The following is a 12,989-nucleotide window of genomic DNA, read 5'->3' on the forward strand; positions in this document are numbered from 1 at the left end:
GGATCCGTAGATCCACTGATCCGTCGGTTCGTCGGTTCGTCGGTCCGCTGATCCTCTCGATCCCTGATCCCTGATCCCTCGACCCGCCGGCGCTCCGGCCGGGCCGGCCGTCCCGGGTAGCTCCCCCGTCCACCCGGGCCTCTCCGCCCGCCGTCCGGTGTCCGGCGTCCGGTGTCGTACGCCGTCGAAGCCCTCCGCACGGATCCGGTCATTCCGGTGGCGGAGGGCTTCGCGCGCCCCTAGCGTGGTCGGATGATCGAGCTGGACGGTCTCACCAAGCGCTTCGGCGCGAAGACGGCGGTCGACCATCTGTCCTGCCAGGTGCGGCCCGGCGTGGTGACCGGTTTCCTGGGTCCCAACGGGGCGGGCAAGTCGACCACGATGCGGATGATCCTGGGGCTGGACCACCCCACCGGCGGCACCGTGCGGATCGACGGCCGGCACTACCGCGACCTGGAAGAACCGCTGAAGTACATCGGCGCGCTGCTGGAGGCGCGCGGACTGCACGGCGGACGCAGCGCGTACCACAATCTCCTCTGTCTGGCCCAGGCGAACCGCATTCCGGAGAGCCGGGTGACCGCGGTGCTCGGCCTGGTCGGTCTCTCCGCCGTGGCGAAGAAGAAGCCGAAAAGTTTTTCGATGGGAATGGGCCAGCGGCTGGGAATCGCCGCCGCACTCCTCGGAGATCCGCGGATCTTGATGTTCGACGAACCCGTCAATGGTCTGGACCCCGAGGGAATTCACTGGATCCGCAATCTGATGAAGGCGCTGGCCGCCGATGGACGGACCGTGTTCGTTTCCAGCCATCTGATGAGTGAAATGGCACTGACCGCCGACCATCTCATCGTCATCGGCCAGGGAAAACTGCTCGCGGACACCTCGATGGCCGATTTCATCCAGCGGAACTCCCGGAGCTATGTACGGCTCCGCTCCCCTGACCGGGAACGTCTCCTCGACGCGCTGGCGGCCGGCGGGCTGACCCCGGCCGACGCGGGCGGGGGCGTACTGGAGGTCGACGGGGTGAGCACCGAGGAGGTGGGCGAGCTGGCCGGCCGGAACGGCATCACCCTGCACGAGCTGAGCGCCCAGCGGGCCTCACTGGAGGAGGCGTTCATGCGGATGACGGCGGACGCGGTGGAGTACCAGGCGCACGGCGACCCGGCGGCCCCGCCGCCCGGCCGGCCGCGCTGGGGCGAGACGTCCGGCTTCCCTGCGAAGGGAGTTTGAGCCATGCCGGCCACCTCCGCCGTGCTCCGCTCGGAGTGGACCAAGATCCGTACGGTCTCCTCCACGGTCTGGACGCTGACCGCCGCCCTGGTGGTCACCGTCGCCATGGGCGCCGGGCTCTCCGCGCTGATGAACGCCAACTTCTCCGATCTGCCGCCGGAGCAGCGCGCCACCTTCGACCCGACCTTCGTCAGCTTCTCGGGGACGGTGCTGGGCCAGCTGGCGATGGTGGTCTTCGGGGTGCTGGTGGTCGCCACCGAGTACAGCACCGGCATGATCCGCACCTCGCTGGCCGCCGTGCCCCGGCGCGGCCGGTTCCTCTTCGCCAAGGTCGCGGTCGCCGGGGCGCTGGCCCTGCTGACCGGCCTCGCCACCAGCTTCCTCACCTTCTTCCTCGGCCAGGCGCTGCTGGGCGAGCACGCCACCTCGATCGGCGCGGAGAACGTGCTCCGCGCGGTGATCGGCGGCGGGATCTACATGGGGCTGATGGCGGTCTTCTCCATGGGCGTGGCCACGATGCTGCGCTCCCCCATGCTCTCCCTCGGCATCCTGGTCCCGTTCTTCTTCCTGGTCTCCACCATCCTGGCGTCGGTGCCCAAGGCGAAGGAGGTCGCCACGTACTTCCCGGACCAGGCGGGCTCCAAGATCATGCGGGTGGTGCCCGGCGCCCTGGACAGCGAGGCCGCCCCGTACGGCCCCTGGGCGGGCCTCGGGATCATGGTCCTCTGGGTGATCGCCGCCCTGGCCGGCGGCTATCTGGTCCTCCGCGAGCGCGACGCGTAGGCCGTACGCCCCGCGCCGAGGCCGGGCCGCACGGAAGCCCCCGGCCGTGCGCGCCCCGGAAGGCCCCCCGGCCGTGCGGGACCACCCCCGTCGTCACCCGTTCCGTACGGCCCGGCGGCGGGCTGTTACGGCTTGGCCGGAACCGTCAAGGGCTGGGTAGGCTCTTAGCTCCTACGGGGGGCACGGGCCGCGGCTCCACTGCCCCGATCAGTGAGCACGCGACCTGTCGATGGGGATGGAGAATGATCGAGGCAGTCGGCCTGACGAAGCGCTACGGCGCCAAGACAGCCGTGTACAACCTGTCGTTCCAGGTGCGGCCCGGGACGGTGACCGGCTTCCTGGGGCCCAACGGCTCCGGCAAGTCGACCACCATGCGCATGATCCTCGGGCTGGACCGGCCGACCGCCGGGCACGTCACCATCGGAGGCCACCCCTTCCGGCAGTTGCCCAACGCACCCCGGCAGGTCGGCGCGCTGCTCGACGCCAAGGCGGTGCACGGCGGGCGCAGCGCCCGGAACCATCTGCTCTCCCTGGCGCAGCTCGCCGGGATCCCGGCCCGCCGGGTGGACGAGGTGCTCGGGGTGGTCGGCCTCCAGGGCGTGGCCAAGCGGCGGTCCAACGGCTTCTCGCTCGGCATGGGCCAGCGGCTGGGCATCGCGGCCGCGCTGCTGGGCGACCCGCAGGTGCTGCTCTTCGACGAGCCGGTCAACGGCCTCGACCCCGAGGGCATCCTCTGGGTGCGCAATCTGATGAAGTCGCTGGCCGCCGAGGGCCGTACCGTCTTCGTCTCCTCGCACCTGATGAGCGAGATGGCGCTGACCGCCGAGCATCTGATCGTGATCGGCCGGGGCCAGCTGCTGGCCGACATGAGCGTCAAGGAGTTCATCTCGGTCAACTCCTCGGACTTCGCCCGGGTCCGGGCCCCCGGCACCGAGCCGGAGCAGCGGGAGAAACTGCTCGGCGTGCTGACCGAGGCCGGCGGCCAGGTGCTGTCCGAGCCGGACGGCGCGCTGCGGGTGACCGGGCTGGCGCTGCCCCGGATCAGCGACCTGGCGCACGAGGCGGGGGTGCGCCTCTGGGAGCTGTCGCCGCACCAGGCGTCGCTGGAGGAGGCGTACATGCGCCTCACCCAGTCGGCGGTCGACTACCGCTCCACGACGGACCAGAAGAACGGGCTGATGGAGCAGGCCCCGCCGGGTGCCTGGATGCCCCCGGCCGTCCCGGAGGTGCCGCAGCAGGGCTGGTACGCCCCGCCGCCGCCCGGACCGAACCCGTACGGGGGCGGCCCCGGCCCGTACGCCGGTGCTCCGGGCCGGCCGCCCGCGCCGCCGGCCGGCCCCTCGGCGCACCCCGGCGGCCCGCTGCCCGGGGCCACCGCGCCCGCCGCGCCCCCGGCCCCGGCCGGCCCGCCCGCGGCCGGTACCGCGCCGCAGCCGCCGGCCCGGCCGCCCGCCGCCCCGGCTCCCGCCCCGACCACGAGCGACTCCGAGGACGCCCGATGACCGCCGCCCACCCCCAGCCCCCGGCCCAGCAGCCGTACGCGCACCAGCAGCAGCCGTACCACCAGCAGCCGGGCGGATACGCCTACACCTCCCCCATCCCGCTGCGCCGCGCCCATCTCGGAGACGCGCTCGCCTCCGAGTGGACCAAGATCCGCTCGGTGCGCTCCACCCTGTGGACGCTGGGCGTCATGGTCGTCCTGATGGTGGGTGTCGGCCTGCTGGCCGCCGTCGCGGTCTCCGCCTCCGGTGCCGATCTGGAGGGCCAGTCGATCCTGCTGCTCGGCTTCTACGGGATGCTGCTCGGCTCCCTCTGCGTGGTGACCCTCGGCGTGCTCACCATCTCCTCCGAGTACGGCACCGGCATGATCCGTACGACCCTGACGGCGAGCCCCAACCGCAGCCGGGTGCTGGCGGCCAAGGCGATCGTCTTCTTCCTGCTCGCCTTCACGGTCACCACGGTCACCGCCACCGTGGTCGGCATGGCGCAGAGCGCCATCGTGGACACCGGCTCGTCCACCGGCGAGGAGTGGCTGCGCGCCACCGTCGGCGCCGGGCTCTTCGTGGCCCTGCTGGGGCTGCTGTCGCTGGCCATCGGCGCGCTGGTGCGGCACTCGGCCGGCGCCATCACGGTCATGATCGGCGTGCTGCTGCTGCCGCTGGTGGCCGCCATGTTCATGTTCTCGGAACAGCTGGAGACCGTACGGCAGTTCCTGTTCGCGTACTCGGTGCCGAGCCTGCTGGTGGCCTTCTACGGCGACGCCGGGCTCACCGAGTCCGGGCCGCACGGCTGGACGCCGCTGCTGATCATGGCCGGGATCACCGCCGTGGCGCTGGCCGGGGCGTTCCTCGCCCTGGAGAAGCGCGACGTCTGAGCCGCTCCGGGTCCCGGCCGGCCGGGACCCGCGGCCGGGCCCGGCCGGCTCTTCGGCCCCGGGGCACGTGCCTCAGTGGCGTGGCGCGTTGCGGGACCGCTGCACCTTCGCGGTGCGGCGGTCCTTCGCGTTCCAGCACGCCTTGTGCCAGTGCCGGCGGTCGTCCACGCCGCCGTACTCCGGCCAGGCCACCACATGGGCGACGCCGGAGGGGATCTCCTGGTCGCAGCCGGGGCAGCGGTAGCGCTTGGCGGTGGCGCCGCTGCCCGCCACATGCCGTACGGCCCACTCCTCGCCCTGCCAGGACTCGGTGCGCTGGAAACCGCCGTAGCGGTCGCCGCGCAGGGTGGCGCTCTCGGCGGACTCGGCGGAGCCGCCGGGTCCGGTGGGTTTCTCGCCGCCGCGGGGGCGGTTCCGGCGCGGGGACACGAGTCACCTCGAAGGCGGTCGGGGACAGGGCAGCACTACGGCGGACGTCCAGCCTACGGGCCGCGCCCGGGGGTATCCGTCACTTCGGAGCGACCGGGGAGTACGGGACGGCTCTTCCGTCCAGGTGAGTTACCGGACAATCGCAAGATCTTTGGGCCAGGCCGTTGCCTTTGGCACGTGTCGGGCGTTGTTGCCCATGAGAGGAGCCGCGTCGGCCGTCGAGGAGGCATGAGGCGATGCGCGTGGGAACGTTCGTACTGGCGGCCCAGTTCCCGGGTCAGGAGGCGGGCGAGGCGCTGCACCGGGCGGTGCGGTCGGCCGTGGTCGCCGAGGAGAGCGGGCTGGACTCCGTCTGGCTGGCCGAGCACCACTTCGTACCGTACGGAGTCTGTCCCTCGGCCGTGACGCTCGCCGCCCAACTGCTGGGCCGGACCCGCCGTATCCGGGTGGGCACGGCGGTGAGCGTGCTGCCGACGGTCCATCCGGTGGCGCTGGGCGAGCAGGCGGCGCTGCTCCATCTGACCTCGGGCGGCCGGTTCTCGCTCGGGGTCGGGCGGGGCGGGCCCTGGGTGGACCTGGAGGTGTTCGGCGCGGGCCTGTCCGCGTACGAGCGGGGCTTCCCGGAGTCGCTGGAGCTGCTGCTGCGGTGGCTGCGCGAGCCCCGGGTGGGCGCCGGAGGCGAGCGCTACCGCTTCCGGGAGGTGGCGGTGGTGCCGCGCGCGGGTGAACTCGCCGGGTGCGCCGGCCACACCGGGCCGCACGACCCCGCCGGGCTCCGGGTCCTTCCCGGCGCCGGCCCCGGGCGGGCGGCCCTCCTCGGTGCCGGAGCAGCCGGCCCCGACGGCCCCAGCGGTCCGTACGGCGGCCCGGACGACCCGGCGGGACCGGAGGTGATCGTCGCCTGCACCTCGCCCGCGAGCGTCGGACTGGCCGCCCGGCACGGGCTGCCGATGCTGCTCGGGATGCACTGCGGCGACGAGGAGAAGGCGGAGATGACCGCCCGGTGGCGGACGGACGCGCGGGCGGCCGGGCATCCCCCGGAGACGGTCGCCCGCGTCGGCGCCCGGCATGTCTCGGCCGGGGTGGCACAGCTCGCCGACCGGACCGAGGACGCCCGGGAGACGCTGGTCAAGACGCTGCCCGGCTGGCTGAAGCAGGGGCTGGACGCCCATGTGACGGTGGACGACCGGGTCCGGTCGATGCGCGACCCGGTGGCGTACACCGAGCTGCTCTGCCGGCTGCACCCGGTGGGCACCCCCCGGCTGGCGGCCGACCGGCTGGCGGCGACCGCCGAGCGGACCGGCATCACCCGGTTCGCGCTGCTGGTGGAGGGGTCGGGCCAGACCCTGGCCACCGAGGAGAACGTCCGGCGGCTGGGCGCCGAGGTGTTGCCGCTCCTCCCCGGGACCGAGGCCGGGGCCGGTGCCGGGACGGGGCCGGCGGCGGGCACCGGCGCTCCGGGGTGGTGATCCGGTTCCCCGGTGCGGTGATCCGGTTGGTGCCGGCCCGTTCGCCGGTGATCCGCTGGGCGGTGATCCGCTCGGTGCCGACCCGCCCGGCGCCGACCCGGTCGGCGGTGATCCGCTCGGTGGCGGTCCGGCCGATGGCGGTCCGGTCGGCGGTGATCGCTCCATGGCGGTCCGGCCGGCGGTGATCCGGTTGGTGGCGGCGGTGGCCGTGCGGCCCGGCGGACGGGCCGGGTACGGCCGCTCCGGCGCCCCCGCCCGGCGCTCCCCGGGCACGAGGCGCCGGAGCGGCGGCACACGGCGTCAGCAGTCCCGGAGTTCGGGCGACTGGTTGAGGAGCTGAGCCCGTACGGAGGTGAAGCGGGCGAGCCGTTCGTCCACCGAGGAATCCAGCGGGAAGACCGCGACCCGGTGACAGTTCTGGAAGGCCAGCCGGACGCCGAAGTGCCGCTGGAGCGCACCCCGGATCGCGTCACTCGCCAGCGCGCGGAGCAGCTGGCCCCGGGCCTGCTCGTCCGGCGGCGGCGTCTGGTTGTCGGCGAACGCGCCGCCGTCCACCTTCTGCTGGGCCACCAGAGAACTGATCAGCTCCCATGCGTAGGGCAGGGAGGTCCGGACGCAGTCGACGAAGTCGGCTTCGTCGACCTCGCCTCGCTCGGCCTGTTCCAACAGCGCCGGTGAGACGTCGAGCGACATGGGTTCTCCTCTCGCGACCCCGGGGCCCGGGGTCTTACGGGCAAGGGACGGAGCGCGCCGGCGCGCGACGGAGCGTGCACGACCGGCGACCTCCCGCGTCCACGGTATGCGCGCCGCCGGGACGGCACCAGGCGAACGGGGCCACAACCGGCCATGCAGGTAAGGGGATTTAGGGCCGAATCGCGCGGAAGCGGAGGTGTCGAGTAGCGTTGCGCACCATGCGTCTCGTCATCGCCCGTTGCTCCGTGGACTACGCGGGGCGGCTCACCGCCCATCTGCCCTCCGCCCCCCGTCTGATCCTGGTCAAGGCAGACGGCAGTGTCTCGATCCATGCGGACGACCGGGCGTACAAACCGCTCAACTGGATGTCGCCGCCCTGCACCCTGAAGGAGGGCGAGGACAACGTCTGGACGGTCGTCAACAAGGCGGGCGAGAAACTGATCATCACCATGGAGGAGGTCCTCCATGACTCCTCGCACGAGCTCGGTGTCGACCCCGGGCTCATCAAGGACGGCGTGGAGGCGCACCTCCAGGAGCTGCTCGCGGACCGGATCGAGACCCTGGGCGACGGCTACACCCTGATCCGCCGCGAGTACATGACCGCGATCGGCCCGGTGGACATCCTCTGCCGGGACTGCGACGGGGCGACCGTGGCGGTGGAGATCAAGCGGCGCGGCGAGATCGACGGCGTGGAGCAGCTGACCCGGTATCTGGAGCTGCTCAACCGCGATCCGCACCTGGCCCCGGTCAAGGGCATCTTCGCGGCCCAGGAGATCAAGCCGCAGGCCCGGGTGCTGGCCACCGACCGGGGCATCGGCTGCGTGATCCTGGACTACAACGCGATGCGCGGCATCGAGGACGACAAGCTGCGGCTGTTCTGACCGCCCCGGCGGCCACGGCGACGGCTGCCTCTGTGGCCGTACGGCCGCCCCTCCGCCGCTGACCGGTGCCCCGGTGGCCTCGCCACCGGGGCACCCGTACGCCCGGGGCCGGGCGGCGGGTCAGGCGGCCGAGCCGCTGGGGGCGGGGCCGGCGGAGGTGACGGACGCGGAGGCGGAGGCGGACGAACCGCCGCCGGAGCCGCCGCTGGTGGGCGAGCCACTCGTCGATGAACCGGTCGAACCGGAGGACCCGCCGGAGCCGCCGTTGGTGGAGCCGCCGGCCGCCCCGCCGCTCCCGGTGGAACCGCCGGTGGAGCCGCTCGTCGTGCCGCCGGCGCCACCCGTCCCGCCGGCACCGCCCGAGCCGCCGGTCTGGCCGCCGGCCGGGTTGCCGCCCGTCTGACCGCCCTCGGTGCCGGTGCCGCCCTGGGTGCCGCCGGACTGGTCGCCGCCGCTCCCGGAGCCGCCCGTACCGCCCGAGCCGCCGGTGCCGCCCGAGCCGCCGGTGCCACTCGTCGTGCCGCCGCTCCCGGTGGAGCCGCTGCCGCCGGTGGACGTACCGCCGCCGGACGGGCTGCCGCTGGGGCCGCCGGACGCCGAGCCGGAGGTGCCGGCCGAGGGGCTGCCCGAGCCCGGGCCACCGGTGTTTCCCGAGCCGGTCGGGTCCTCGCCGGGGGCCGACGGGGAGCCGGCCGTCCCGGTCTCGCCCGGAGTGCCCGGGGAGGTCCGGCCGCCGGAGCCCCCGGTGCCGCCCTGGCCGCCGGAGGTGCCGTCGCCCGGGCGGTAGGTGCTGTCGCCCGGGTCGCCGCCGGGGTCCTCGGTGGCCGGGTCGGCCGAGCCGGTGCCGGACGGGTCGGCGGACTGCCTGGAGGTGGTCCGGTCGGACACCTCCGTGCTGTTCTTGGTCCCGGAGGTCGCGCCGAGCGTCACCACGGTGCCCAGCACCGCCGCGAGCAGGGCGCCCGTCACGGCCGCGACCAGGTTCCGCCGGGCCCCCGTGAGGATGGCGCGCCGGGCCCAGGCTCCGCGCCCGCCCCGCACCCGGGGAGCCACCCGGGTGGGCGCCGCGCCGGTTCCGTGACCCGGCGTCCCGGTGCCCCCGCCGGGGGTGGCGGCGCCCGGGGAGCCGCCCGCGCCCGCCGGTACCGGCACCGCGCCGGTGGCGAGCCCGGAGCCAGGACCGGCGGCCGGCCCCGCGACCGCGCCGTGCCCGTGCCCGGGGACCGCGCCCGGCACCGTACCGGCACTCAGCACCGCTCCCGCCGCGCCCCGGGCGCCCCCGGCCGTGCCGTCGCCGGGGGGCGCCGCCTCCGGGGGACGGGCCTCCCGGTACGGCGCCGGGACCGGGTCGGGGTCCCCGCCCGGCAGGAAGCCCCGCTCCCGGTCGGCCACCAGCGCCAGCGCCCGGCGCCCGGCGACGGCACCCGGCTTGTCGGCCAGCGCGCCGCGCATGCCGATGGACGCCTCCAGTTCGGCGCGGGCCCGCTCCAGGTTCCCGGCGCAGAGCGCGAGGACGCCCAGCTCGTGGTGGAAGTACGCCTCCTCGGCCACCTCGCCCGCGATCCGCGCGGCCTCCTGACCGGTGCGCAGCGCCCGTTCCCAGGCGCCCCAGTGCGGCCCGGCGGCGAAGGCGGGGGCGGCTCCGCGCGCCAGCAGCACCGCCGCGCTCGCGTGTCCCGCCTCGCTGCCGGGCACCAGCGCGGCCATGGCGGCCAGCACCGCGTCGGCCTCGGCGGCGGCCCGCTCGGGTGCCACCGACGGATGGGCGACCCACCAGGCGTAGTGCTGGGCGGCGGTGTGGGCGCGGGCGGCGGACCCGTCCGCGTACCCGCCGTCGGCCAACTGCTCCAGCACCCCGGCCGCCAGCCGGTAGCGGGTGCCGACGGGCGTCAGCAGTCCGGCGCGCAGCAGCTCGCCGACGGCGGCGTCGGCGCGGGTGTCACCGGTGAGGGCCGGGAGGTGGGCCTGGTGCGGCACCTCGCCGCCGAGCGCCACCGCGAAGCGCAGGGTGTCCCGGGCGGCGTCGCTCATCCGGGCGGCGAGCGGCCGGGCGGGCGCGGCGCCCTCGCCCAGGGCCGGCAGCGCCCGGGCGCCGGTGAACACGTCGTCGTCGGCCGGGTCCCCGGCGGTGTCGTCGGCGGCGCCGTCGTCCGGCGCTCCGTGCAGTTCGTCGTGGCGCCGCAGCAGCGCGCCGGCCTGGACGAAGCCGCGCGGCAGTCCGTCGGACGCGAACCAGAGGTCGCCCGCCCAGCTCACCTCGTCCTCGGTGAGCGGCCTGCCGACCGTGTCCGCCAGCAGCTCCAGCGCCGCCGGCCGGGTCAGCCCGGTCAGCACCACCTCGTCGAGCGGCGCGCCGGCGGGCCCCTCCGCCCCGGGCGGCCCGGCGAGCACGAAGGCGCACTCGGGCGCGGCGTCCAGCAGCTCGTCCAGCGCGGCGCCGTCGAGCTCCAGGTCGTCCACGAGGACGATCGCCCCGGTCTCCCGGACGGCGGCGGCGAGCGCGGCACGGTCCGGGCGGTAGCCGGGGGTGTGCCGGACGGCCGCGTGAATCGCGTACAGCAGCTCGGCCGGGGTGCGGTGATGGCCGGAGAGCCGGATCACCCCGTCGGGCGCGGTGCCGGCGCACTCCGCCGCCACGGCGTCGAGCAGTGCGGTGCGCCCGGAGCCGGCCGGCCCGGTCAGCCGCGCCGAGCGGCCGCGCTCCAGCAGCCGCACCAGCCGGTCGAGTTCCTCCGCCCGCTCCAGCAGCCGCACCGGCGGCGCGGCCGGACCCGGCGGCACCGGGGGCGCGGCGGCACGCGAGAGTTCGGCGCGCTCCTCGGCGGTGCGGCGGCGGGGCTCCCCGGGCCGGCGGCCGGGCGGGCAGGGCTCTATCTCGCTGCCGTCGACGGGGTTGACGGTGAGCAGCAGATCGCCGGTGACCAGTTGCGCGGTACGGGCGCGGCCGGGCGGGCCGCCCTTGGCCCCCTTGGTGAGCGCGTGCGAGGCGGCGCCGCGTCCGGCGGCCGGGGCGCCGGCGACGCGGTCACCCGGGCGATGCTCGGTACGGTCGGCGTGGCTGCCCTGTTCGCGGTGGTTGCCGTGTTCGCCTTCGCCGTGGTCTCCGGCTGCCCGGTTGATCGGGTCCATGGTCAAAGCTCCCAAAAGCGTCGCGCGCCGAAGCCCCTCCCGGCCGTTCTGCACGCCTTCTGTCGCTTCTGGTCCGGTGCCCGCCGTGTGGGTCGTCATTCGGCAGTCGTTCGAAACCCTAGACGCTCACCCGGATTCCCGGAACATCCGGGGGCGGCTCTGCCCAAGACTTCACGTTCCGTTGGGTTTTGCGAGGATCGCGCGGTCCGCGCGCCTCACCCGGACGGCGGTTCCCGCCCGTACTCCCGCCGTGCGTACCGGTCCACGGCGCCATGCCGCCGTCCCGTACACCCCGAGCCGTAGGCCCGGATCCCGTACGCCGCGATCCCGTGCGCCAGGACCGGGCCGCGCCCCGGGGCCGTACCCGTCCCGGCGTCCCGGAGCCGTACGCCCGGTCCCGGTACGCCCCTCCTCCGCCCCCGGGGGCATCGGCTCAGCTCAGACGCGGGGAAGCGTTTCCGCCGCGATACCGCCCTCGATGGCGAGGATGCGGTGCAGCCGGGTGGCCACCAGCAGGCGCTGCAACTGCGGCGGCACCCCGCGCAGCACGAGCCGGCGGCCGCACCGCCCGGCCCGGCGGTGGGCGCCCATGATGACCCCGAGCCCGGTGGCGTCCCAGGAGTCGAGGCCGGTGAGGTCGAGGACCAGGTCTCCGGAACCGTCGTCCACAGCCGAATGCAGGACCGTACGGGCGTCCGCCGCGCTGCGGACGTCGAGGCGGCCCCCGACGACCAGCTCGGCATGGTCGCCCCTGATGTGCATATGCGCTCCCCTGGAGTGCGTCGTTTCCGTCGTCACGTCTTTCTATGCATCAACTTGACTGTGCCGCAGACACAGCAGTTGCGCCTTGTAAGCGAACCGATACCGAAATCACCCGGACGGGTGAGGTCGCACCACGGGGCCGACCGCGCGGAACCGGCCGGGTCCCCGGTGGACGGGGGCCCGGCACGGTGCACCCGGGGCGGCGCCCGGGGCGGGAATCAGTGCTTGTAGAAGCCCTGCCCGCTCTTGCGGCCGATGTCACCCGCGTCCACCATCCGGCGCATCAGCTCCGGCGGGGCGAACTTCTCGTCCTGGGACTCCGTGTAGATGTTGCTGGTGGCGTGCAGCAGGATGTCCACGCCGGTGAGGTCGGCCGTGGCCAGCGGCCCCATCGCGTGGCCGAAGCCGAGCTTGCAGGCGATGTCGATGTCCTCGGCCGAGGCCACGCCCGATTCGTACAGCTTGGCGGCCTCCACCACCAGCGCGGAGATCAGCCGGGTGGTGACGAAGCCGGCCACGTCCCGGTTGACCACGATGCAGGTCTTGCCGACCGACTCGGCGAACTCCCGCGCGGTGGCCAGGGTTTCGTCGCTGGTCTTGTAACCCCGTACCAGCTCGCAGAGTTGCATCATCGGGACCGGCGAGAAGAAGTGGGTGCCCACCACCCGGTCCGGACGGGCGGTCACCGCCGCGATCTTGGTGATCGGGATGGCCGAGGTGTTGGAGGCGAGCACCGCGTCCTCCCGGACCAGGGAGTCCAGGGTCCGGAAGATCTCGTGCTTGACGTCCAGCTTCTCGAAGACCGCCTCCACCACGATGTCCGCGTCCGCGGCCGCGTCCAGGTCGGTGGTGGTGGTGATGCGACCCAACGCGGCCTCGGCGTCGGCGGCTTCGAGCTTCCCCTTGGCCACGAACCGGTCGTAGGAGCTCTTGATGCCGTCCGTGCCCCGGGTCAGGGCCGCGTCGGTGACGTCGCGCAGCACGACCTCCCAGCCCGCCTGGGCGGAGACCTGCGCGATGCCGGACCCCATGAGACCGGCACCGATGACGGCGAGCTTCCTGGCCACGTTCTACCCCTTAACACCCGTTTACTTGTCGTCTCTCCGGCGGAGGTTATCGGGCCCGGCGGCCCGCCGGGCGGCGAAGAGATGCGCGTCACGCCCCGTACGACGGACATCACACCGGGCACGGCGCCGCACCGCGCGCCGGAGGCCGCGCGAGCACCACTCCGGAAGGCCGCTC

11 protein-coding genes are annotated in these 12,989 nt (G+C 74.5%); 6 read left to right on the forward strand and 5 right to left on the reverse strand.

Annotation, left to right across the window (positions count from 1 at the left end; all coding sequences use genetic code 11):
• Positions 1 to 252: 252 nt before the first annotated feature.
• The 4 genes from NX801_RS00680 (at position 253) to NX801_RS00695 (ending at position 4,384) form a co-directional block, all read left to right on the forward strand.
• Positions 253 to 1,227, forward strand: a complete 975-nt coding sequence (locus NX801_RS00680; RefSeq protein ID WP_258784735.1) for an ATP-binding cassette domain-containing protein — start codon at positions 253 to 255, stop codon at positions 1,225 to 1,227.
• 3 nt (positions 1,228 to 1,230) lie between these two features.
• Positions 1,231 to 2,010: an ABC transporter permease gene (locus NX801_RS00685; protein ID WP_258784736.1), complete on the forward strand. Its 780-nt coding sequence runs from the start codon at positions 1,231 to 1,233 to the stop codon at positions 2,008 to 2,010.
• A 242-nt stretch (positions 2,011 to 2,252) separates the two neighbouring features.
• Positions 2,253 to 3,512 carry an ABC transporter ATP-binding protein gene (locus tag NX801_RS00690; RefSeq protein WP_258784737.1) on the forward strand — a complete coding sequence of 420 codons (1,260 nt, stop codon included), beginning with the start codon at positions 2,253 to 2,255 and terminating at the stop codon, positions 3,510 to 3,512.
• Complete coding sequence (locus NX801_RS00695) at positions 3,509 to 4,384, forward strand: ABC transporter permease (protein WP_258784738.1); 876 nt, start codon at positions 3,509 to 3,511, stop codon at positions 4,382 to 4,384. Before NX801_RS00690 ends, NX801_RS00695 begins: the two co-directional genes overlap by 4 nt.
• Positions 4,385 to 4,456: 72 nt before the next feature.
• Here the strand turns inward: NX801_RS00695 and NX801_RS00700 are convergent, their stop codons facing one another.
• Positions 4,457 to 4,813, reverse strand: coding sequence for an ATP/GTP-binding protein (locus tag NX801_RS00700; RefSeq protein ID WP_258784739.1), 357 nt, complete (start codon positions 4,811 to 4,813; stop codon positions 4,457 to 4,459).
• 236 nt (positions 4,814 to 5,049) lie between these two features.
• Between NX801_RS00700 and NX801_RS00705 the strand changes: the two genes are divergently transcribed.
• On the forward strand, positions 5,050 to 6,282 hold the full coding sequence (locus NX801_RS00705) for an LLM class flavin-dependent oxidoreductase (RefSeq protein ID WP_487403412.1): 1,233 nt from the start codon (positions 5,050 to 5,052) through the stop codon (positions 6,280 to 6,282).
• A 300-nt stretch (positions 6,283 to 6,582) separates the two neighbouring features.
• On the opposite strand, the gene NX801_RS00710 is transcribed toward NX801_RS00705, so the two are convergent.
• Positions 6,583 to 6,975, reverse strand: a complete 393-nt coding sequence (locus tag NX801_RS00710) for an SCO5389 family protein (RefSeq protein WP_258784740.1) — start codon at positions 6,973 to 6,975, stop codon at positions 6,583 to 6,585.
• A 218-nt stretch (positions 6,976 to 7,193) separates the two neighbouring features.
• Between NX801_RS00710 and nucS the strand changes: the two genes are divergently transcribed.
• Positions 7,194 to 7,856 carry an endonuclease NucS gene (gene nucS / locus NX801_RS00715; protein ID WP_258784741.1) on the forward strand — a complete coding sequence of 221 codons (663 nt, stop codon included), beginning with the start codon at positions 7,194 to 7,196 and terminating at the stop codon, positions 7,854 to 7,856.
• Positions 7,857 to 7,976: 120 nt separating this feature from the next.
• Here nucS and NX801_RS00720 read toward each other — a convergent pair whose 3' ends face one another.
• The 3 genes from NX801_RS00720 to NX801_RS00730 form a co-directional block, all read right to left on the reverse strand.
• Complete coding sequence (locus NX801_RS00720; RefSeq protein ID WP_258784742.1) at positions 7,977 to 10,985, reverse strand: ATP-binding protein; 3,009 nt, start codon at positions 10,983 to 10,985, stop codon at positions 7,977 to 7,979.
• Positions 10,986 to 11,423: 438 nt separating this feature from the next.
• Positions 11,424 to 11,747, reverse strand: coding sequence for an STAS domain-containing protein (locus NX801_RS00725; protein ID WP_258784743.1), 324 nt, complete (start codon positions 11,745 to 11,747; stop codon positions 11,424 to 11,426).
• 218 nt (positions 11,748 to 11,965) lie between these two features.
• The gene (locus NX801_RS00730; protein ID WP_258784744.1) at positions 11,966 to 12,814 is read right to left on the reverse strand and encodes a 3-hydroxyacyl-CoA dehydrogenase family protein; all 849 of its coding nucleotides are present in this window, start codon (positions 12,812 to 12,814) and stop codon (positions 11,966 to 11,968) included.
• Positions 12,815 to 12,989: the final 175 nt, after the last annotated feature.

The organism is Streptomyces pyxinae (assembly GCF_024756275.1).
GTDB classification, from domain to species: Bacteria; Actinomycetota; Actinomycetes; order Streptomycetales; family Streptomycetaceae; genus Streptomyces; species Streptomyces pyxinae.

What these genes read in the sequence shown, in the direction of transcription:
- NX801_RS00680 (WP_258784735.1), top strand. Translation starts at nt 253, where the DNA reads ATGATCGAGCTGGACGGTCTCACCAAGCGCTTCGGCGCGAAGACGGCG.
- NX801_RS00685 (WP_258784736.1), top strand. Translation starts at nt 1,231, where the DNA reads ATGCCGGCCACCTCCGCCGTGCTCCGCTCGGAGTGGACCAAGATCCGT.
- NX801_RS00690 (WP_258784737.1), top strand. Translation starts at nt 2,253, where the DNA reads ATGATCGAGGCAGTCGGCCTGACGAAGCGCTACGGCGCCAAGACAGCC.
- NX801_RS00695 (WP_258784738.1), top strand. Translation starts at nt 3,509, where the DNA reads ATGACCGCCGCCCACCCCCAGCCCCCGGCCCAGCAGCCGTACGCGCAC.
- NX801_RS00705 (WP_487403412.1), top strand. Translation starts at nt 5,050, where the DNA reads ATGCGCGTGGGAACGTTCGTACTGGCGGCCCAGTTCCCGGGTCAGGAG.
- NX801_RS00710 (WP_258784740.1), bottom strand. Translation starts at nt 6,975, where the DNA reads ATGTCGCTCGACGTCTCACCGGCGCTGTTGGAACAGGCCGAGCGAGGC.
- nucS (WP_258784741.1), top strand. Translation starts at nt 7,194, where the DNA reads ATGCGTCTCGTCATCGCCCGTTGCTCCGTGGACTACGCGGGGCGGCTC.
- NX801_RS00720 (WP_258784742.1), bottom strand. Translation starts at nt 10,985, where the DNA reads ATGGACCCGATCAACCGGGCAGCCGGAGACCACGGCGAAGGCGAACAC.
- NX801_RS00725 (WP_258784743.1), bottom strand. Translation starts at nt 11,747, where the DNA reads ATGCACATCAGGGGCGACCATGCCGAGCTGGTCGTCGGGGGCCGCCTC.